The sequence below is a fragment of the Flavobacterium ammonificans genome (assembly GCF_020886115.1).
GTDB lineage: Bacteria > Bacteroidota > Bacteroidia > Flavobacteriales > Flavobacteriaceae > Flavobacterium > Flavobacterium ammonificans.
On the sequence record NZ_AP025185.1, the window covers coordinates 2,345,630 to 2,365,679 of the forward strand.

The window sequence follows — 20,050 nt, forward strand, 5'->3', positions numbered from 1 at the left end:
ATTAAGAAATTAAAAAACTTAACGAAACACCAACAAACAAATAACAAAAAGTTAACACAATAGTAGTCAATGTTATATGATCTTTGTTGATATAATAAACTGGTTATTTATTATATTGGTTTTGGTTAGTTTTTTAAATGCCGATTACTTTGGGGAGTAATCGGCATTTTTTATTTATCGATTAACCTTAATAAAGGAAAGTACTTTAGCATTAAACACATTAGGTTGCTCTACATTAACAACATGTCCTGAATTCTGAATTACACATAGTTGAGAACTTCGGTAATGACTTTGCACTACTTTACGCACGGAAGGTAAAAACATATAATCTTCTTCTCCCATTACATACAAAGTAGGGATATTCAATTCTACTTGGCGAAACCATCGCAAAACCGGATTAATTTCGGCAGTTAATTTGAACCATTTAATGAATTCTTTTTGGTACAATTTTTTTGCTTCGTTTATAAACAGAATTCGAGATTGCTTGTGATTTTTATTAGGCATTATCACAAAAGCAAAAAAGCGATACAATACCAAATAAGGTAATATATACTTAAAAATATTTCCCACAAACATTAAAATTTGAGAACGGAAATTCATTTTAAGAATAGCACCACCCATAATCATACTTTGCACGCGTTCTGGGTACATTTCAGCCAATTGACGAATTAAAATTGTACCCAATGAAATTCCTACGAAATGTGATTTCTGTATTCGTAAATGATCCAATACTTCTAGAATGTCATTGGCAAGTGCCGAAAAAGTATATTTTTGTTTGAATGCCTTTTTCAAGTTGGTTTGAGAAGCTCCATGACCACGTAAATCCAACAACAATACATTATATTCTTTTTGAAAATCACGAATTTGTTTGAACCATATAGACGAACTGCCACCAGCCCCATGGACAAAAGTCACCCATTGGTCGCTATCTTTATTTTCGTAAATGGTAAAATTAATCAAGGATCTATTTTTTTGTAAATATAGAAATAAAAAAATAGCTTAACTCAAAATAGCCATCATTTCTTGCTGCATTTGTAAGGCTTCAGCTCTTGCTTTTTCAGCAAAATCAATTCCATTTGAAGCATAAATAATCGCTCTCGACGAATTAATCAACAATCCCACATTAGCATTCATTCCGTATTTACAAACCTCAGATAGGCTTCCTCCTTGCGCTCCTACTCCAGGAACTAACAAGAAACTGTCCGGAACTATTTTTCTAATCTCTGTAAAATATTCTGCTTTGGTTGCACCCACAACATACATCAAATTGTGACTGTTTTTCCAAGATTTGGATGTTTCCAAAACTTGTTTGTACAATTCAGTTCCATTCACATTCAACGTTTGAAAATCAAACGCTCCTTCGTTAGAAGTCAAGGCCAACATAATTGTATGTTTGTCTTCGAATGCTAAAAATGGTTCTACCGAATCTTTACCCATATAGGGAGCCACAGTAACCGAATCAAAATTCAAATCTTCAAAAAATGCTTTGGCATACATCGTAGACGTATTCCCAATATCGCCTCTTTTAGCATCGGCAATGGTGAAAATAGCTGGGTAGTTTTCGTTGATATAACGAATTGTTTTTTCTAACGACAACCAACCTTTAATTCCATAAGCTTCATAAAAAGCGGTGTTGGGTTTATACGAAACTGCCAAATCATGAGTCGCATCAATAATGGCTTTGTTGAATTCAAAAATCGGATCTTCAGTTTCTAATAAATGCTGCGGAATCTTATTCAAATCCACATCCAAACCTACACATAGGAATGATTTTTTGAGTTGAATTTGATCAATTAATTGTTGTGTTGTCATTGTTGTGTGTTTAAACGCAAAGTTCGCAAAGTTTTTCGCAAAGTTCGCGATATGTTTTAAAAAAAAATGCCAAACTTAATTCTAGTATGGCATTTGATTTATTCTAAACTTAATATTTATTATTTTGATTATCAGAGATAATTTTAAAATTATCTTTATCCTTTAATCTGTGGCAAACCAAAAAGACTAAAAAACTTCGCTAGCTTCTTTCAGTTTCTCAGTATTGTTTACCAATTGCAATTCGTCAACAATTTTCTGAATATCGCCATTCATAATGTTACCCAAATCATATAACGTCAACCCAATACGGTGATCCGTTACACGACCTTGCGCATAATTATAGGTACGAATTTTAGCTGAACGGTCACCTGAACTTACTTGAGAAGTACGCTTAGACGCATCTTCTTCTTGTTTCTTAGCCAATTCCATTTCGTACAAACGAGAGCGTAAAACCGTTAACGCCTTATCTTTATTTTTATGTTGCGATTTCTGATCTTGACATTGTGCTACCAATCCAGTTGGAATGTGTGTCAAACGAACGGCTGATTTAGTCGTATTTACCGATTGACCACCAGGCCCTGAAGAACAGAAGAAATCCACACGAACATCATTCATATCAATTTGCACATCAAACTCTTCCGCTTCTGGTAACACCATTACTGTTGCTGCCGATGTGTGTACACGCCCTTGTGTTTCAGTTTGTGGTACACGTTGCACACGGTGAACTCCTGCTTCAAACTTCAAAGTTCCATATACATCTTCTCCAGTGACTTCAAAAATAACCTCTTTAAATCCACCAGAAGTTCCTTCGTTCATATCTACAACCGATGTTCTCCAGCCTCTACCCTCACAATATTTAGTGTACATACGGAACAAATCTCCTGCAAAAATACTCGCTTCGTCTCCACCAGTTCCAGCACGAACCTCTACCATTACATTTTTAGCATCTTCAGGATCTTTAGGGATCAACATGAATTTGATTTCTTCTTCTAGTTCTGGCAAACGCTCTTTAGCTTCGTCTAATTGCATTTTGGCCATTTCTACCATTTCAGCATCAGATCCATCCGAAATTATTTCGTTGGCTTCATCAATATTAGCCATTAACAAAACATACTCGTCGCGTTTCTCGGCCAAGGCTTTCAATCCTTTATATTCTTGATTCAATTGCACATAACGCTTCTGATCTGAAATTACATCAGGTTGAATAATCAAATCCGAAATCTCATCGAAACGTTGCTTTACTATTTGAAGTCTATCTAACATCTTATTTTTCCTTTATTGGACGGCAAAAATACAAAAAAGATTGCAGAATTAATTTCTGAATTTCAGATTTTTTAGGAGCTAGTTCCAGCTGTACGCTATATCTGTATCGGCGAACCCCGCCGCTACAGGATGCCGCTATCATCTGGGCTAATTCAAATCTTTTCCTTAATATTGTATTCGTTTCAACAACCCTTTTAAATTTATCAAAATGCGTCAAGTCTTTCTTTTTTTATCAATATGCCTATTGCTATTTTCGTGCACTAACAACTCAAAAAACGAAAAAATAAGAGCATCTCAATGGCTTTTAGGTCAATGGAAAAACACATCCGAAGAAGGAATTATAGCTGAAAATTGGAGCCAACCCAACGATAGTACCTTGATTGCAACTTCTTATTACATCAAAGAAGAAGATACATTACATTTTGAAAATATTATTTTAAAAGAAACAGAGGGCGAATTAGTGTATGAAACCTCCATCAAAGGCCAAAACAATGACAAACCCATTCTATTCCCTTTACTTTCAGAAACAGAGAATGAATTGATTTTTGAGAACCTCCAAAATGATTATCCTCAAAAAATCAAATACCAACGCAACTCAAAATCAGGAATTACTATTTCCGTTTCAGGAAAACAAGCTAAAAAAATAGTATCCGAACAATTTAAAATGACGAAAAGCAATTAATATAGTTAAACTAACTAAATGCAAAAAGCCGTCCCAATAATTGGAACGGCTTTTCTAATCTATCTTTATTTGCTTATTTTTTAGCAGTAAAAAAGTCAAGCATCATTACTTTATTCCATGCTGCTACGAAATCATTTACGAATTTTCCTTTAGCATCATTACTTCCGTACACTTCAGCTAAAGCTCTCAACTCAGAATTAGACCCAAAAATCAAGTCAGCACGTGTAGCAGTCCATTTTGCTGCACCCGAAGTTCTATCTTTTCCTTCAAATACTTCTTTTTCGTCATTAACTGCAGTCCAAACTGTGTTAATATCTAAAAGATTAGTAAAGAAATCATTCGTTAACTTGTCTTTTTCTGTAGTGAAAACACCGTGTTTAGAACCGTCATAATTAGCATTTAACGCACGCAAACCACCAACTAAAACAGTCATTTCTGGAGCTGTCAACGTTAATAACTGAGCTTTATCTACCAATAATGCTTCTGTAGCTACCGTATATTTTGTTTTCAAATAATTACGGAAACCATCAGCAGTTGGCTCTAAAACAGCCATTCCTTTTACATCCGTTTGTTCTTGAGTAGCATCCATTCTGCCAGCTGTAAAAGGAACATTTACCGCATGTCCTGCATTTTTAGCAGCCGTTTCAACAGCATACACACCAGAAAGAACAATTAAATCAGCCATTGAAATTTTTCTAGTAGCATTTTTAGCATTGAAATTTTTCTGAATGTTTTCAAGAACTGGCAACACTTTATTCAATTGTTTAGGGTTGTTAGCAGCCCAGTTTTTTTGTGGCTCTAAACGAATTCTTGCTCCATTTGCTCCTCCTCTTCTATCCGATCCACGGTAAGTTGACGCTGAAGCCCAAGCAGTAGATACTAATTCACTAATTGACAAACCTGATTTTGCAATCTCAGCTTTCAATGCTTTTATGTCTTTATCATTTACTACTTCATGATTCAAAGCAGGAATTGGATCTTGCCAGATTAAATCTTCAGTAGGTGCTTCAGGTCCTAAATAGGTAGTTTTAGGTCCCATATCACGGTGAGTCAATTTGAACCAAGCACGTGCAAATGCATCATTAAAAGCATTTTGATCTTCTAAGAAACGTTTTGAAATTTTCTCATAAATTGGATCATATCGCAATGATAAATCCGTTGTTAACATATACGGTTTGTGCATTTTATTTTTATCAAATGCATCTGGAATAATTTTATCATTCGTCTTAGCAATCCATTGCTTAGCTCCTGCAGGACTTGTAGTCAACTCCCAATCGTACTTAAACAAAAAAGTTAAGTAATCATGACTCCATTTCGCTGGAGTTGATGTCCAAGTAACTTCTAAACCAGAAGTGATAGCATCAGTCCCTTTACCCGATTTGTAATCGCTCTTCCATCCAAAACCTTGCTCTTCAATTGTTCCAGCTTCTGGTGCATTACCAACGTGTTTTGCGTCACCAGCACCGTGTGTTTTTCCTAAAGTGTGTCCTCCAGCAATTAATGCAACAGTCTCTTCATCATTCATTCCCATTCTTCCGAATGTTTCTCTAATATCTTTCGCTGCCAAAACTGGATCAGGATTCCCATTAGGTCCCTCTGGATTCACATAAATCAGTCCCATTTGCACCGCTGCTAATGGAGATTCTAACTTTCTTCCTTCAGAATAACGCTTGTCATCTAACCATTTAGTTTCAGATCCCCAATACACATTAGATTCTGGTTCCCAAACATCGGCTCTACCTCCAGCAAAACCAAAAGTTTTGAATCCCATAGATTCTAAAGCTACATTTCCTGTTAAGATCATCAAATCCGCCCAAGAAATTTTGTTTCCATATTTCTGTTTGATTGGCCATAACAAACGACGAGCTTTATCCAAGTTGCCATTATCCGGCCAACTGTTTAAAGGCGCGAAACGTTGTTGACCTGCACGAGAACCTCCACGTCCGTCTCCTGAACGGTAAGTACCTGCACTATGCCAAGCCATACGAATGAACAACCCGCCATAATGACCAAAATCAGCAGGCCACCAATCTTGTGAATCTGTCATTAAATTACGCAAATCGTTCTTCAATGCTGCATAATCTAGTTTTTTGAACTCTTTATTGTAATCAAAGTCAGCTCCCATTGGATTTGACATACTTGAATTTTGGCGTAATAAGTCTAAATTCAATTGATTAGGCCACCATTCTTTGTTTTTATTAACTTGTGCACTTCCTTTTTCAGCAGGAGCCCCATGCGCAGCAGACATTGAACCGTGCTTGTCATAAGCAGCTGATTCTTTAGCACTACTGGCTGTTTTACCTGTAACTGGACAAGTAGCTTCTTGCGCCATACTTATACTGGCAACAAATAAGCTTGTTAGTAAAAATACTTTTTTCATATTGTAAATATTTAAAGATTAGATATTTCAAAGTTGGTGTTATTATTCATTTGAATTACTAAAAGCCTAATGATATTTATTATATAATCATAGTAAAAACTTATAGAAACAAAATAGATCAATTATTGATATCTATAATTGTATCGGTGAATTTTATGTTATTAAAAATTAAAGTTAAATTTAAATATCTTATTTACAACACTTTAAAATCCAAATATTATTTTATTAAGATTTAATCTAAATAAACTTTAACAATTCAAATATCGTTCTTATATTTGCATTATTATATTTATTTAATCTAAATAAACAATTATGAAAAAACAAATATACATTTTTATTATCGCCCTGCTCACTTGTTTTGTTAGCTATGCACAAGAAACAGGTTCGATTGAAGGAAACATAATTTCTAAAGACGGCTTACCACTTTCCGGTGTTTCAATTCGATTGGGTAAGAAAGCGTCAATTTCCAAAACAGATGTTATAGGAAGGTTTCATTTTGAAAATTTTCCGGTTGGTTTGCACACTATTACCATAGAAGCTGAAGGCCTGAAAAAACAAACCCAAGATGTTAAAGTGTTTGCGAATGAAACTACCAAAGTTACCTTTACTTTAGAGGAACAAATGGAGACATTAAGAGAAATTATTATCGTTATAAAAGAAAGTCCGAATAAAAGAAAAATAAGTACTGTTCGTTCTGGTTTAAAGCCAATGGATATTCCGCAAAGCATGCAAACTATAGACAATGAAGTTATTATGCAACAACAAGCTATTCGATTGAGCGAAGTAATAAAAAACGCAAACGGTGTCTATGTAGGATCAGCTCGTGGAGGAACACAAGAATCCTTTTGGTCTAGAGGCTATGATATGTCGGCAAATAATATGCTCAAAAATGGATTTCGCTACAATGCAGGATCCATTCCCGAAGTGTCTTCTTTGGACAAAGTGGAATTTTTAAAAGGGGGTTCGGCTTTATTATACGGTAATGTTTCTCCTGGAGGAATTCTAAATTTGGTTACCAAAACTCCATCCTTCAAAAAAGGGGGCGAAGTGGCAATACAATCAGGAAGTTATTCGTTTTACAAGCCTTCAATTGATTTTTACGGACCTTTAAATAAATGGATTGCGTACCGATTGAATGCTTCTTATGAAAATTCGGAAAATTTTAGAGAGGTAGTACAAAGAGAACGCTATTACATCAACCCATCGTTTTTATTGAATCTAAGTCCTAAAACGCAAATAACCTTACAAGGCGATTTTATGAATGATAATTGGACTCCCGATTTTGGTACAATTATAATTGGAAAGCAAATTTATGATGTACCAAGAGGAAAGTATTATGGTGCGGTATGGTCAAACGGAAATACGAAAACCGCTAGTGCATCTGCCCTCTTGAATCATTCGTTTAATAAAAATTGGAAACTCAATTTCAATTCATCCTACCAAAATTATGATCGTGAATGGAAAGGAACTGAACGTATTCAAATTAACAATCCAAACGGCACTTGGAGTCGTCCATTAGGACAAAATAAAAACTTAGAAGAAATTTTGGGAGAGCAATTAAGTCTGCAAGGTTGTTTTACTACTGGAAAAATTAAACACCAAACCTTTTCGGGAATCGATTATGAAAATTCAGTAGCTACAGCAAATACTTTTGTTTTCTCACCTGTATATTATGACACCATTAATGTTTTTACTTTCAATCCAAATAATCAAACTACAGCTGAACCCAATGCAGCCAATACCCAAAAAGCAATTACAACAACCAACCGTTTTGGAATTTATGCTCAAGATTTAATATCGTTTACCGAAAAATTCAAGATGTTGGCAGGAATCCGTTGGTCTTGGCAAGAAGCACAAGCTGCAACATATAAATTAACTACAAATCCGGTTAGTATTACAAAAGGGATTCGACTACAAGACAAAGCGTTTTCGCCAAAAATTGGATTCATCTATCAACCTGATAAAAATTCGTCAGTATTTGCAAGCTATTCTAATTCGTTTACACCAAATACTGGCACTACAGCTGATTTAAAACCTATTGAAGCATCGATTATTGATCAATATGAAATAGGAATTAAAAAAGATTTTTGGAATGGAATCTTGAGTACTAATGTTACAGTGTATCAAATTACCAACAGCAATTTGTCACAAACCGCCGAGTTCAAAGCCGATGGTATTACTCAAAATACGGACACTACCATCAAAGTGTTGAATGGAGAAACCAAAAGTAAAGGAATTGAAATTGACATTAATGCAAAACCAATAGACGGATTAAATATTGCAGCTGGATACAGCTATAACGACAGCCGTTATTCTAAAACCAATAAAGTGAACGGTGGTTTTATTGAAGGCGACAGATTAGTTAAAACTCCTGCAAATACAGCTAATTTAAGTTTCTTTTACAACATTCCATCAGGAAAACTAAAAGGGGTTTCTTTAGGGGCAATAGGAAACTATATTGGAGAGCGTTTTGGGGGATGGAACGATCAATATGTGGTAAATACAACTACAGGTGCAGTGACAATTAATGACAGAGACATTCCGTTGCAAGGATATACAACTGTAGATATTTCTGCTGGATATTCGCATAAAAAATGGAGCATTTTATGTAAACTTTCTAATATCACCAATGAATTAAATTATACTGTTCATGAGAATTACAGTGTGAATCCAATTGCTCCACGCCAAATCATAACTAATTTAAAATATAAATTTTAATTAAACCTTTCTTGAATAGCTTCGTCTATACAAAACAAAAAAATAGTGTTTATGAAAAAAATTAATTGGAGAGACTTACACAGAGATTTAGGGTATTTTTATATTGGATTGATTGTATCCTTTGCCTTTTCTGGATTATTAATGAATCACCGTGATGTATGGCATCCAGAAAAATACACTTTGGAAACCAAAGCTATTGAAGTACAATTACCTGCTAAAAGCGAAATAAATGAAAAATATGCTGAGGAATTAGCCAAAAAATTAGGCATCGAAGGAAAATTAAAACGCCAAATGGTTAAAAAAGGAGAATTCAGAATGTCTTTTGAAAACCAAGACGTAGAAATTGACTTAAAAACGGGTAAAGGAGAAATTATTTCGTTTTTGAAAACACCAATCATAAGTCAAACAATGAAGTTACACAAGAATACCTCTAACTTTTGGATTTACTATTCGGATATATTTGCAATAAGTCTAATTATCATTGCCTTAACAGGAACTATTATGGTCAAAGCCGGAAAGTTCAGTTGGAAACAACGCGGATGGAAATTAGCCGTTGCTGGAATTATTTTCCCTTTACTTTTCTTGTTTTTATTGGGTTAATTTATATTTAATTCAAAAAAAATCCCGTTCTAAATTTGGAACGGGATTTTTTTATGAATTTGTAGATTATTTCAATCCTGCCAAACTTTGTTCAATCGTTGCAATTTTTGCCAAAGCATCTGCTTCTTTCTTGCGTTCCATTTCGATTACTTTATCTGGAGCACCTGCCACAAATTTTCCATTCGATAATTTCCCTTGAACAGATTTCAAGAAACCTTTGGTATAATTTAACTCTTCAGTCAATTTAGCAATTTCTTCTTCTACATTGATATTTCCTGTAATTGGAATAAAGTATTCATTCGATTTCACTCGGAAAGACAAAGCACCATCCACTTTATCGGACACATAATCCAATGCCGTTATGTTACCTAATTTACTTACAACCGAATCAAAATAAGTCGAAGCTTTATCGTTATTCACCACCTTCAACTCAATCGTATCTTTGAACGGAATATTCTTGTCTTTACGAATGGTTCTGATACCTGAAATCACTTCGATAGTGTTATCAAAATCAGTAATCAAACTCGCATTAAATGGTTTCATTGTTGGCCAAGTCGAAACAATCAACGCTTCTTCTTTAGTTCTTTCAGCCAATAACTGCCAAATTTCTTCAGTTAAGAAAGGCATAAACGGGTGCAATAATTTCAAGTTGTTTTCCAACATTTCAATGGCTTTCGCCAATGTAATGCTGTCAATTGGTTGTTGGTATGCTGGTTTAATCATTTCTAAAAACCAAGAACAGAAATCATCCCAAACTAATTTATAAATACCCATTAAAGCATCTGAAATTCTATATTTTTCAAAATTATCTTCAATATCTAAAAGGGTTTGTTGCAATTTCGCCTCATACCATTCAATGGCTACTTTAGACGATTCGGGTTGCGGAATTGTATCTGACACTTCCCAACCTTTAATCAGTTTGAACGCATTCCAAATTTTATTGGTAAAGGCTTTTCCTTGGTTACACAATTCTTCGTCAAACATAATGTCGTTTCCTGCCGAAGCACTCAACAACAAGCCTACACGAACACCATCGGCACCAAATTTTTCAATCAAATCTAAAGGATCAGGAGAATTTCCTAATGATTTAGACATTTTACGTCGTTGTTTGTCGCGAACCAAACCGGTTAAATATACATTTGTAAATGGTTTTTTACCCGTGTATTCATAACCTGCGATAATCATTCGCGCCACCCAGAAAAACAAAATATCCGGTCCGGTTACCAAATCATTCGTTGGATAATAGTAGTTAAAATCCTCACTTTCAGGATCCATTATTCCTCCAAAAACCGCCATTGGCCATAGCCAAGAAGAAAACCAAGTATCTAAAGCATCAACGTCTTGAGTTAGGTTATCAGTTGTCAGTTGTTGGTTGTTGGTTCTTTGTTTGGCTAAAACCAAAGCCTCTTCAATCGATTCTGCAACCACAAAATCTTCTTTTCCGTAACCATAATAATAGGCTGGGATTTGTTGTCCCCACCACAATTGACGGGATATATTCCAATCGCGAATGTTGTTCAGCCAATGCGCGTAGGTATTATCAAAACGTTTTGGGTGCAATTTAATTTCGCTATCCTCCAAAACGGATTTGATGGCTGGTTTTACCAAATCCTCCATTTTCAAGAACCATTGGTCTGACAAACGAGGCTCAATTACTGCCTTAGTTCTTTCTGAAGTGCCTACTTTATTTAAGTGAATTTCGGTTTTAGCTAAAGCACCAACCGTTTCTAATTCTTTGGCAATTGCCTCACGAACCACAAAACGATCTTGTCCTTGGTAATGCAAACCAAAGCTATTTAAAGTCGCATCTTCATTAAAGATGTCAATGATTTCTAAATTATGTTTTTCGCCCAAGGTCTTGTCGTTCATATCGTGAGCAGGTGTCACTTTCAAACAACCAGTACCAAATTCTACATCTACGTATTCGTCTTCAATAATTGGCACTACTCTACCGCAAATTGGAACAATTGCTTTTTTACCTTTCAAATGAGCAAAACGTTCATCGTTCGGATTAATACAGATGGCTGAATCTCCAAAAATAGTTTCCGGACGTGTCGTTGCCACGGTCAAGAAATCGTTACTCCCTTCAATTTTATAGTTAAGGAAATACAACTTTCCTTGTTGTTCTTCATAAATTACTTCCTCGTCAGACAAGGTTGTTTTAGCTTCTGGATCCCAGTTTACCATTCGGTAACCGCGATAAATCAAACCTTTGTTGTATAAATCCACAAACGAACGAATTACAGATGCCGACATATCGGGATCCATCGTAAATTTAGTGCGTTCCCAATCACAAGAAGCACCCAATTTTTTCAATTGGTCCAAAATCACCCCACCATATTTGTCGGTCCACTCCCAAGCGTGCGCTAAAAATTCTTCACGAGTCAAATCATTTTTATTGATTCCTTCGGCTTTTAGTTTGGCAACTACTTTCGCTTCGGTAGCAATAGAAGCATGATCTGTTCCTGGTACCCAACACGCATTGAACCCTTTCAAACGCGCTCTACGAATCAATACATCTTGAATCGTATTGTTCAACATATGTCCCATGTGCAACACTCCAGTTACATTAGGTGGTGGAATTACAATCGTATAAGGCGTTCTGTGGTCAGGTTCTGAATGAAAATAATTATTTTTCATCCAGTAATCGTACCACTTTTGTTCAATGGTTTTGGCGTCGAATTGTGCAGGAATTGTCATTGTATAGTAAATTCGTTTAATCGTTATGTAGCGTTTATTTAAAGTTTGTGACTTATATATCCAATTCAAAAATAACGCTTTCTATTTTGCCTACATTTTGTGAGACAAACAAGCAACAAAAGTAAATAATTAAGTACACTATAAAAAGCGAAATAAAAATTTGTAGTGTAAATAAAACAAACTAACTTTACTAAACAATTAAATACATTACGATGCAAAAAATTATCGCCCTCCTTTTATTCACCTTGTTTAGCAGTATTAGCTTTTCACAATCTGCTAAAATTGAATTTTCAGCCAAAGACAATACTATTGATTATGGTAAAGTGAATAAAACTACCGATTCCGGAATTCGTAGTTTTCAATTCACTAATACAGGTGATGCGCCTTTAGTTATCATAGACGTTCTTTCCACTTCTGGATTTACTATTTCCCAAAAACCCACACAACCTATTGCTCCTGGACAAAAAGGAAAAATTGAAGTAAAATACAATATGGCTACAGGGCCTATCCGTAAAACAATAACTGTAGAATCAAACGCTACTAATTATGAAGGAGGTAGGATTGCTTTAAAAATAAAAGGAGAAGTTATAGAATAGAATATACTACCCTATTCATTTAGAAAACGCCTTTTGACTTCAAAAGGCGTTTTGTTTTATTTGTTTTTCACATATAATATCTTAAAAATGTAACATTTTTATCCATTTTTATGAGCATTTACAACGAATAATATACAGAAATTACAGAAAAAAAGTGCAAATTTGCAATTCAAGAGTTAACACATGCCGAAACTATCCACCCGAGGAAATTCCATGCCTGAGTCGCCAATTCGAAAATTGGCTCCTTTTGCTGATTTAGCCAAAGAAAAAGGACATAAAGTCTATCATTTAAATATTGGTCAACCTGATATTAAAAGTCCTGAAATAGCCATTAATGCTATCAAAAATATACAACTCGATATTATAGAATACGGTCCTTCTGCTGGTTATGAAAGTTACCGAAAAAAATTAGCCCAATTCTATACCAACCAAAACGTAAACGTAAATACCGAAGATATTTTAATCACTACTGGTGGTTCTGAAGCCTTATTATTTGCATTAGGAAGTATAATGGACCCTGAAGACGAGTTAATTATTCCTGAGCCATTTTATGCCAATTACAGCGCTTTTGCTGCCGAATCTGCTGCTAAAGTAGTTCCAGTTAATTCGGGATTTGAAACGGGATTTGAATTGCCTTCTATTGCTGATTTTGAAAAACTAATTACGTCAAAATCAAAAGCTATTTTGATTTGTAATCCGAATAATCCAACCGGTTATTTGTATTCGGAATCGGAAATTTTACAATTAGGTGAATTAGCAAAAAAACACGATTTGTTCTTGATTGCTGATGAAGTCTACCGCGAATTTATATACGGAGACGATATCCATTACTCAGTAATGAATTTAAAAGGGGTAGAACAGAATGTTATTATGATTGATTCGGTTTCAAAACGTTACAGTATGTGTGGCGCTCGAATTGGTTGTATGGTAACCAAAAATAAAGACGTAATTGCAGCTGCTATGAAGTTTGCACAAGCGCGACTTTGCCCGCCAACAATTGCGCAAATTGCTTGCGAGGCTGCTATTGACACTCCGCAAAGTTATTTTGATGAAGTGATTTCAGAATACCGTGATCGTAGAGATACGCTTGTATCCGAATTAAATAAAATTGAAGGGGTAAAAGTAAGTACTCCTAAAGCGGCTTTTTATTGCATTGCCGAATTACCCGTTGACAATACGGATGATTTTGCGCAATGGCTATTAGAAAGTTATGACTTGAATGGCGAAACCGTTATGGTAGCCCCAGCTGGCGGATTCTACTCTACTCCTGGAATGGGATTAAATCAAGTACGTATTGCTTACGTATTGAAAACTGAAGATTTGATACGTGCCGTAGCGGTATTGAAAGAAGCGATTCCTGCTTATAACGGGAGAAGAAAAGCACAATAAACAACTTAATTCACTATAAAATATAAACTAAAGCAATACTGAAAAAGTGTTGCTTTTTCCTTTTTGATTAAATCCGAAAAGGGCTTCCTTTTTTTGCATATTATTAATTATCTTTACCGCTCAAAATTTATACTATACATAACAGAAGCTTTAATGATAAACAACGAAGAATTTCAAGACGAAATAGGAAACAATCATATTAGTACCAATGCGAAAAACCCAGTAAGGGATGATGCTTTTGCAATTGCTGACGACGAAAAAATCGAAAGAATTAAAAAAGACGTTGAAAACATCTTAACTACTTTAGGAATGGATTTGACTGATGACAGCATGAAAGGTACTCCTAACCGAGTGGCTAAAATGTTTGTAAAAGAGATTTTTGCCGGACTGAACCCAGCTAAAAAACCTAAAGCTTCCACGTTTGAAAATAATTACAAATATGGTGAAATGCTAGTAGAAAAAAACATTACTGTCTATTCTACTTGTGAGCACCATTTATTGCCTATCATTGGAAGAGCGCACGTTGCGTACATCTCAAACGGAACTGTAATTGGTCTTTCTAAAATGAACCGAATTGTAGAATATTATGCAAAAAGACCTCAAGTTCAAGAGCGTTTAACAATGCAAATTGTTCAAGAAATGCAAATTGCCTTAGGAACAGAAGATGTAGCTTGTGTAATTGATGCTAAACATTTGTGTGTAAATTCAAGAGGAATTGGTGATATTGAAAGTAGTACTGTAACTTCTGAATTTGGAGGTAAATTCAAAGAAGCCCAAACGAAAAGAGAATTTTTAGATTACATTAAATTAGACACGAAGTTCTAAATAGTCTATTGTAGCGTAAACGCTTAGCCCTGATAATAGCGGCATCCTTTTTTAGGTAGCCTGAGGCACTCGAAGGCTACAGAAAAAGATACAGCGAATAGCAGGACACGAGCAAAGCGAACTGACGAAGTAAACAGCTCCTAAAAAAATAAAAATGCCATTATATAAAAGTCAACAACTGAAAATATACAATTCTCTTTCGGGAGAAAAAGAAGTCTTTACGCCTATTCATGAAGGAAATGTTGGGATGTATGTTTGCGGCCCGACGGTGTACAGTAATGTGCATTTAGGAAACTTGAGAACTTTTATGTCGTTTGATGTGATTTTTAGGTATTTCCAACATTTGGATTACAAGGTACGTTATGTGCGCAACATTACCGATGTAGGGCATATTGTGGACGATGTGGATGAAGGTGAAGATAAAATTGCCAAAAAAGCGCGTTTGGAACAATTGGAACCGATGGAAGTAGTGCAACGATACACCGTGGATTTTCATGAAATTTTAAGTGCTTTTAATTTCTTACCGCCAAGTATTGAACCTACGGCTACGGGGCATATTATTGAACAAATCGAAATCATCAAGAAAATAATCGATGCCGGAATTGGCTATGAAGCCAATGGATCGGTGTATTTTGATGTAGTAAAATTTAACGAAACAAACCATTACGGGCGTTTGAGTGGCAGAAATATTGAAGAAATGTTAGCCAACACTCGTGATTTAGATGGACAATCGGATAAACGAAATCCGCAAGATTTTGCTTTATGGAAAAAAGCCGAACCACAACATATTATGCGTTGGCCTTCGCCTTGGAGCGATGGTTTTCCAGGTTGGCACCTGGAATGTACAGCCATGAGTACCAAGTATTTGGGGAATCATTTTGACATCCACGGTGGCGGAATGGATTTGAAATTTCCACATCATGAATGTGAAATTGCACAAAATGAGGCTTGTACAGGTCAAACTCCTGTAAATTATTGGCTTCACGCCAATATGTTGACCCTGAATGGCAAAAAAATGGCAAAATCGACTGGAAATAATATTTTGCCAAGAGAGATATTGACTGGTGAGAATACGATTTTAAGCAAGGCTTTTTCAGCTTCAGTGACGCGTTTCTTTATGTTGCAAGCCCATTACAGAAGTATTTTGGATTTTTCTGATGATGCTATTGTAGCAGCTGAAAAAGGATACAAACGTTTGATGGAAGCGATGAGTAGTTTAGAATCGATTACTGCAGCTGCTCAAAGTACATTGAATATTGCCGAGTGGAAGCAATTGTGCTATGATGCCATGAACGATGATTTTAACACGCCTATTTTAATTGCGCAGTTGTTTGAAGGCGTTCGTTTTGTGAATGTACTAAAAGAAGGTAAAGAAAGCTTAACTGCCGAAGATTTGAAAATATTTACTACCGCAATGAACGGTTTTGTTTTTGAGGTTCTAGGCTTAGAAGACGAGAAAATAAGCGATGGAAACAACGACAAATTAGAAGGTACAGTAAACTTGCTTATCGAAATGCGTAAGCAAGCCAGAGAGAATAAAAACTTTGCTTTGTCTGACCAAATTAGAGATCAATTGTTGGCTTTAGGCATTCAATTGAAAGACGGTAAAGAAGGAACTACGTTTAGCTTGTAATAGAATTACCGTTTTTGCGACTCATTCAAAATTATAATATGGTATCTAAGATTCTCATTTTTCCTTTTTTGATGTTGGTGCGCTTTTACCAAGTGGCAATTTCTCCGTTTACGCCGGCTGCTTGCCGATTTGAACCTACATGTTCTTCGTATATGCTAGAAGCATTGAAAACACACGGTTTAGTTTACGGATTATTTTTAGGAACTAAACGCATTCTGAGTTGCCATCCTTGGGGCAAAAGTGGTTATGATCCGGTTCCTCCCAAAAAATGCCATCACAAATTATAAATTCAATTAATACTTTATTTTTACACTAAATAAATACACAAAATGACACAGACTTTAGCCATTGTTTGGAATCCATCGGAAGGAATTGATTTAGGCTTTTTCATGATTCGCTATTACAGCTTAATGTTCGTAATTGCCTTTGGATTGGGCTGGTACATTATGAAACATATTTTCGTTCGCGAAGGAGAAACAATTGAAAAACTAGATTCATTATTCATTTGGATGGTGCTGGCTACATTGGCTGGCGCTCGTTTAGGACATGTTTTGTTTTACGACTGGGAATACTTCAGAAACAATTTATTAGAAATCTTTTTACCTGTTCGATTTGAGCCTAGTTTTCATTTTACTGGATTTACAGGCTTAGCAAGTCATGGCGCAGCTATCGGAATTATATTAGCGATGTATTTTTACAGCAAAAACATTTTGCAAAAACCACAATTATGGATTTTAGACCGTATTGTCGTTCCTGTAGCAAGTGGAGCCATATTTGTTCGAATCGGGAACTTCTTTAACTCAGAAATTATTGGTGAAGCAACGTCTTCGTCTTTTGGAATTAAATTCATCCGAGATTATTTTAGTCCAAGAGATGCGGTTAATGCTACTCAAATTGCAGACCCAAGCGAAGCGTATAAAGCCATTGCAACCGACCCAAAATTTACGACACTTTTAGAACAAGTTCCTGCTAAACATCCAACACAATTGTACGAAGCCTTCTGTTATATTTTTGTCTTTGCTATTTTGTTTTTCTTGTATTGGAAAACGGAAGCGCGCAAGAAATCAGGTTACCTATTCGGATTGTTTTTGGTCTTATTATTCTCTGTTCGAATTGTAGTCGAATCCGTTAAAGAAAGTCAAGGAGGTTTTGAAAGTGCTTTAGGTCTTTTATCAACTGGACAATGGTTGAGTATTCCTTTTATTTTGATTGGCTTCTATTTTATTTTTACATCAAAATCAATTAAAGAGTAAGATATATTTGTAATCTGCACTTAATTAATACAAAAAAGGCTGTCCATTATTACGGACAGCCTTTTTTAATATTATAAAGTTTACTTTTTATTTCATTGGTAATGATTTCACTCCCATATTATACAAAGTGAAGGCTTGCAAATCAGCCGCTTCTTCAATGGTTTTTGAAACCGGTTTCCCGGCTCCGTGACCGGCATTGGTTTCAATTCGGATTAACACTGGATTAACACCTGATTGTTTAGCCTGTAATTCTGCAGCAAATTTAAAACTATGCGCTGGCACTACTCTATCATCGTGATCTCCTGTGGTAACCAATGTTGCAGGATACTTCACTCCTGATTTCACATTATGCACTGGAGAATAGCCTTTGATATACTCAAACATCGCTTTAGAATCGTCAGCAGTTCCATAATCGTAAGCCCAACCAGCACCAGCTGTAAAAGTATGGTAACGCAACATATCCATTACGCCAACAGCGGGTAATGCTACCTTCATTAAATCTGGACGTTGCGTCATTGTAGCTCCAACCAATAAACCTCCGTTAGAACCCCCTTTAATCGCTAAATAGTCAGATGATGTGTATTTTTCAGCAATTAAATATTCTGCAGCTGCAATGAAATCATCAAAAACGTTTTGCTTTTGCATTTTGGTCCCTGCATCGTGCCATTTTTTACCGTATTCTCCGCCGCCTCTTAAATTGGCTACAGCATAGATTCCGCCCATTTCTAACCAAACCGCATTGGCTATACTAAAAGAAGGAGTTAAACTCACATTGAATCCTCCGTAAGCGTATAAAATAGTTGGATTTTTGGCTGTTAACTCAGTCCCCTTTTTGTAGGTAATAATCATAGGTACTTTTGTTCCATCTTTTGAAGTATAAAACACTTGTTTAGAAATATAATTTTCACTGATGAAATCCACTTTTGGTTGCACATAAATCGACGACTTTCCTTCAAGAGGCAAAAATTTATAGGTTGTATTTGGAGTCACATAATTGGTAAACGAAAAATACAATGCTTCGTCCTCGCTCTTACCGCTAAACCCAGAAGCCGTTCCCAATCCAGGCAATTGGATTTCGCGCACTAATTTTCCATTGTAATCAAATTGTTTAACTACCGAAACGGCATCTTTCATATAATTAGCAAAAATAAATCCCGCACCCGTTGAAGGAGATAACACTTGATCTGTTTCGGCTATACAATCTTTCCAATTGACTGGAGACGGATTAGCTACATCAACAGTAACAACGCGCTTATTTGGGGCTTTATAATTGGTTACAATAAATAATTTTGAACCTTTACTATCCAAAACGTCTACATCATACTCAAAACCAGAATGGATCGATTTAATTTCGCTATTGGGTTGAGTTAGATCTTTTAGATATAATTCATTTCCTGAAGTGGAATTGGCAGCTGAAATAAACAAATAATGATTATCTTCTGAAACAGTACCTCCAACATAGCGTCTTTTCTCTTTGTCGCCAAAAACTAATATATCTTCTGATTGGTTGGTTCCTAATTTATGAAAATACAATTTATGTCGGTCAGTCTTTGCTGACAATTCACTTCCTTTCGGTTTATCGTAACTAGAATAATAAACACCTTCATTCGCTTTCCAAGATAAACCACTGAACTTCACATCGATTAATTTGTCGCCAATGCTTTGCTTAGTTTCTGCATTAATGAAAATCACTTTTCTCCAATCACTTCCTGCCTCAGAAATGGAATAGGCACAAAGCGAACCGTCTTTCGAAAAACTAATGTCAGCCAAAGAAGTTGTAGCATCTTTGGAAAACGTATTGGGATCTAAAAACAGTTCTTCGTTACCAGAAGCATCTTTTCGATAAAGAACGGACTGGTTTTGTAATCCATTATTTTTATAATAGTAGGTGTACTTTCCTTCTTTGAATGGTGCTGAAACCTTTTCATAATTCCATAATTTTTCCATACGTTGCTTAATAGCATCTCTAAAAGGAATAGTGGCAAGATATCCAAATGTCACTTGATTTTGGGCTTTTACCCAATCAGCCGTTTCAAGAGAGCGATCGTCTTCTAACCAACGATAAGGGTCGGATACTTTAGTTTCAAAATAGGAATCAACTTTATCAGTTTTCTTTGTTTGAGGATAATTTATTTGAGCTTGACTAACTGATACAATTGTCGAAGATACTAACATAGATATAAATACTTTTTTCATTTT

The 20,050-nt window shown here is 35.5% G+C and carries 15 protein-coding genes; 9 read left to right on the forward strand and 6 right to left on the reverse strand.

Translation table 11 applies throughout. From position 1 onward, the window contains the following. Positions 1-174: 174 nt before the first annotated feature. The 3 genes from LPC20_RS10465 to prfA all read right to left on the reverse strand — a co-directional run bounded on the left by LPC20_RS10465 (position 175) and on the right by prfA (position 3,075). Positions 175-960 (reverse strand): alpha/beta fold hydrolase, encoded by a 786-nt coding sequence (locus LPC20_RS10465; RefSeq protein WP_229325171.1) that lies wholly within the window; start codon positions 958-960, stop codon positions 175-177. A 39-nt stretch (positions 961-999) separates the two neighbouring features. Beyond that, entirely contained in the window at positions 1,000-1,812 is an 813-nt protein-coding gene (gene pyrF / locus LPC20_RS10470; protein ID WP_229325173.1) for an orotidine-5'-phosphate decarboxylase, read from the reverse strand. Positions 1,813-1,998: 186 nt separating this feature from the next. Continuing rightward, entirely contained in the window at positions 1,999-3,075 is a 1,077-nt protein-coding gene (gene prfA / locus LPC20_RS10475; RefSeq protein ID WP_229325175.1) for a peptide chain release factor 1, read from the reverse strand. 208 nt (positions 3,076-3,283) lie between these two features. On the opposite strand from prfA, the gene LPC20_RS10480 reads away from it, so the two are divergent. Beyond that, positions 3,284-3,757, forward strand: a complete 474-nt coding sequence (locus tag LPC20_RS10480; protein ID WP_229325177.1) for a DUF6265 family protein — start codon at positions 3,284-3,286, stop codon at positions 3,755-3,757. A gap of 73 nt (positions 3,758-3,830) precedes the next feature. On the opposite strand, the gene katG is transcribed toward LPC20_RS10480, so the two are convergent. Continuing rightward, on the reverse strand, positions 3,831-6,137 hold the full coding sequence (katG, locus tag LPC20_RS10485; RefSeq protein WP_229325179.1) for a catalase/peroxidase HPI: 2,307 nt from the start codon (positions 6,135-6,137) through the stop codon (positions 3,831-3,833). A gap of 312 nt (positions 6,138-6,449) precedes the next feature. Between katG and LPC20_RS10490 the strand changes: the two genes are divergently transcribed. Then, positions 6,450-8,855, forward strand: coding sequence for a TonB-dependent receptor (locus LPC20_RS10490; protein ID WP_229325180.1), 2,406 nt, complete (start codon positions 6,450-6,452; stop codon positions 8,853-8,855). 51 nt (positions 8,856-8,906) lie between these two features. After that, complete coding sequence (locus LPC20_RS10495; protein ID WP_229325185.1) at positions 8,907-9,455, forward strand: PepSY-associated TM helix domain-containing protein; 549 nt, start codon at positions 8,907-8,909, stop codon at positions 9,453-9,455. Positions 9,456-9,521: 66 nt separating this feature from the next. Here LPC20_RS10495 and LPC20_RS10500 read toward each other — a convergent pair whose 3' ends face one another. Continuing rightward, positions 9,522-12,155 carry a valine--tRNA ligase gene (locus LPC20_RS10500; RefSeq protein WP_229325186.1) on the reverse strand — a complete coding sequence of 878 codons (2,634 nt, stop codon included), beginning with the start codon at positions 12,153-12,155 and terminating at the stop codon, positions 9,522-9,524. 212 nt (positions 12,156-12,367) lie between these two features. On the opposite strand from LPC20_RS10500, the gene LPC20_RS10505 reads away from it, so the two are divergent. From LPC20_RS10505 to lgt, 6 genes are all read left to right on the forward strand, one after another. Then, positions 12,368-12,751, forward strand: a complete 384-nt coding sequence (locus tag LPC20_RS10505) for a DUF1573 domain-containing protein (protein ID WP_229325187.1) — start codon at positions 12,368-12,370, stop codon at positions 12,749-12,751. 183 nt (positions 12,752-12,934) lie between these two features. After that, positions 12,935-14,140, forward strand: coding sequence for a pyridoxal phosphate-dependent aminotransferase (locus LPC20_RS10510; protein WP_229325188.1), 1,206 nt, complete (start codon positions 12,935-12,937; stop codon positions 14,138-14,140). A gap of 153 nt (positions 14,141-14,293) precedes the next feature. Beyond that, positions 14,294-14,965 carry a GTP cyclohydrolase I FolE gene (gene folE, locus LPC20_RS10515; RefSeq protein WP_229325189.1) on the forward strand — a complete coding sequence of 224 codons (672 nt, stop codon included), beginning with the start codon at positions 14,294-14,296 and terminating at the stop codon, positions 14,963-14,965. A gap of 154 nt (positions 14,966-15,119) precedes the next feature. Continuing rightward, the gene (gene cysS, locus LPC20_RS10520; protein ID WP_229325190.1) at positions 15,120-16,598 is read left to right on the forward strand and encodes a cysteine--tRNA ligase; all 1,479 of its coding nucleotides are present in this window, start codon (positions 15,120-15,122) and stop codon (positions 16,596-16,598) included. 38 nt (positions 16,599-16,636) lie between these two features. After that, positions 16,637-16,885, forward strand: coding sequence for a membrane protein insertion efficiency factor YidD (gene yidD, locus LPC20_RS10525; RefSeq protein ID WP_229325191.1), 249 nt, complete (start codon positions 16,637-16,639; stop codon positions 16,883-16,885). 42 nt (positions 16,886-16,927) lie between these two features. Continuing rightward, positions 16,928-17,851 (forward strand): prolipoprotein diacylglyceryl transferase, encoded by a 924-nt coding sequence (gene lgt / locus LPC20_RS10530; RefSeq protein ID WP_229325192.1) that lies wholly within the window; start codon positions 16,928-16,930, stop codon positions 17,849-17,851. An 87-nt stretch (positions 17,852-17,938) separates the two neighbouring features. Here lgt and LPC20_RS10535 read toward each other — a convergent pair whose 3' ends face one another. Then, entirely contained in the window at positions 17,939-20,047 is a 2,109-nt protein-coding gene (locus tag LPC20_RS10535; RefSeq protein WP_229325194.1) for a prolyl oligopeptidase family serine peptidase, read from the reverse strand. Between the last annotated feature and the right edge of the window lie 3 nt (positions 20,048-20,050).